Origin of the sequence: Pedobacter sp. HMWF019, from assembly GCF_003061025.1 — a bacterium.
GTDB lineage: Bacteria > Bacteroidota > Bacteroidia > Sphingobacteriales > Sphingobacteriaceae > Pedobacter.
This window is the reverse complement of the sequence record NZ_QAIL01000599.1, coordinates 1-2,055: the sequence shown is the minus strand read 5'-3', so window position 1 is coordinate 2,055 and position 2,055 is coordinate 1. Positions and strand designations below refer to the sequence as shown.

The following is a 2,055-nucleotide window of genomic DNA, read 5'->3' as shown; positions in this document are numbered from 1 at the left end:
TTTCCACCCTCACCACCCATACCCGGATACCCCCAAAAAACCCTGCACCTCTTTTCACACCTCAGGGCCTGAAGCACTTCGCGGAAGGTCCAGTGAGAAAAGAAGTGCAGGTTTTTCATCTAAAACTCCGTCTTATTTGGAATTTCTTTTTCCTTTTAATTATCTCTATATGAAATCAAAACAAACTAATAATTATTATTTGAAACTATAAATTACAAAACATATATTAGCCCATTAACTAACAACAAGTAAAAAAATGGGAGAAAAACCAAGACGACACCGACCACGGATAAAGAAAATTCCGCCCCCCTTTGTAGAAAGCCCCTACATCAACCCCTTCATAGATTTTTCGGAAGTTATTATTGATTTTTGTCCTCAAGAGCTCGCGAAAAGCTCGGTTTTGCTTTCAAAAAAATATTTGCTTCAGAAACCAGCCGGGATCTTTTAAAAGCATTTCTAAACGAAGTAATGGCCGACATCAGACACATCCAAAAGATAGAATACAGCAAGAACGAATATCCAGGAGAAATCAAAAAAGAAGGCGGAGCCGTATTTGATATCGTATGTACTGATGACCATGGTGCCAAATTTCTTATAGAAGTACAAAGAGCCGAACAAGAAAACTTTAAAGAAAGATCCGTATTCTATGCCTCCCGTCTAATCAGTGATCAAGCACCAAAAGGAGACAGAAGAGACTGGGCCTACAACCTGAAAGAAGTATATACCGTTTCCCTCTTGGAAAATTTCAACTTACCCGATACCCAACCAAATGAATATTTTCACGATATTAGCCTAGGTAATGGAGAGGGAAACGTATTTTACAGTAAACTGTCGTTTATATATATTGAACTGAATAAGTTCCTTAAGAAACCAGAAGAACTCGAAACAGGGCTCGACCAGTGGCTATATGCACTAAAGCATATAACCAAATTCAGCGAGCAACCCTCTTATTTAAAAGAACCCGAAATTGAACAATTGTTTAACCTGGCAAAATTAACCAACTTAACACCGGAGGAAAGAGAAATGTACAGAACCGCACAACAAGTTAGATGGGATAACCAAAACGTAATGGATTTCGCAAAGAAACAAGCCACGAAACAGGGCCTTGAACAAGGCTTGGCACAAGGCTTAAAACAAGGCTTAGAACAGGGTAAGGCTCAAGCCCTGGCAGAAAAAAAAGAAATGGCCCGTGAAATGAAGAAAGATAAATTTCCAATCGAACAAATAGCAAAGCTTACCAAACTTCCATTAGAAACAATCCAGGAACTATAAAGAAATCACATTAGATATAATAAAAAAAGGACAACCTAAAAGTTGTCCTTTTTTTATTCCACCCTATCCCAATCACGCACCATCCCCGGATACTACCCCCAAAAAACCTTGCACCTCTTTTCACACCTCAGGACCTGAAGCCCTTCGCGGAAGGTCCAGTGAGAAAAGAAGTGCAGGGTTTTCACCTAACACTCCGTCCTATTTGGAATTTCTTGCAATTTTCTGTCGAAATTCTCAAAATTATCTCCAAAATACCATAATTTAATTTTTAAATAAATTACAAAACCTACAATTACGATATCTACCTTTGATTAACATAACCACTACATATGTTTGAAGATTCGTATGCCCATCGATATATAATGTCTAAACACCATCCTACAAATAGTCCCCATATATCAACACATCTATATTCTTTTAAATCAAATTACAACAAAGTCTACATTGTCGAAATCGAGGAATATCATGGACATGTTTATATGGTCAAATTTTACTTGAAATCTCACCGCTTATCTGATCATAAATTTAACTTTTTAACAGGATACGGTTTGGCACAAAAAGTCATCTTTACTGTCATTCAAATTATGCTTGAAATATATAGAAAGAAAATAGCTTTTAATCCGTCCTTTACCTTTATGGGAGCAAATACAAAGTATAATGATAAGAGACCAGATGAAGAAAAAGCGAATACTAAAAGATATAAATCATATAAAAAAATACTTGCCATTTTCTTTGGCAGGAATACATTTCAGTTCATCGAAGATCTAAATGCCAGTATATTAT

At 36.4% G+C, this 2,055-nt stretch carries 2 protein-coding genes; both read left to right on the top strand.

Features of this window, described 5'->3' with window-relative positions; genetic code table 11:
- Positions 1–369 precede the first annotated feature (369 nt).
- On the top strand, positions 370–1,272 hold the full coding sequence (locus tag DBR11_RS28440; RefSeq protein WP_108555904.1) for an Rpn family recombination-promoting nuclease/putative transposase: 903 nt from the start codon (positions 370–372) through the stop codon (positions 1,270–1,272).
- A 548-nt stretch (positions 1,273–1,820) separates the two neighbouring features.
- The coding region (locus DBR11_RS29440; RefSeq protein WP_158275404.1) for a hypothetical protein at positions 1,821–2,055 on the top strand (235 nt) is incomplete at its 3' end.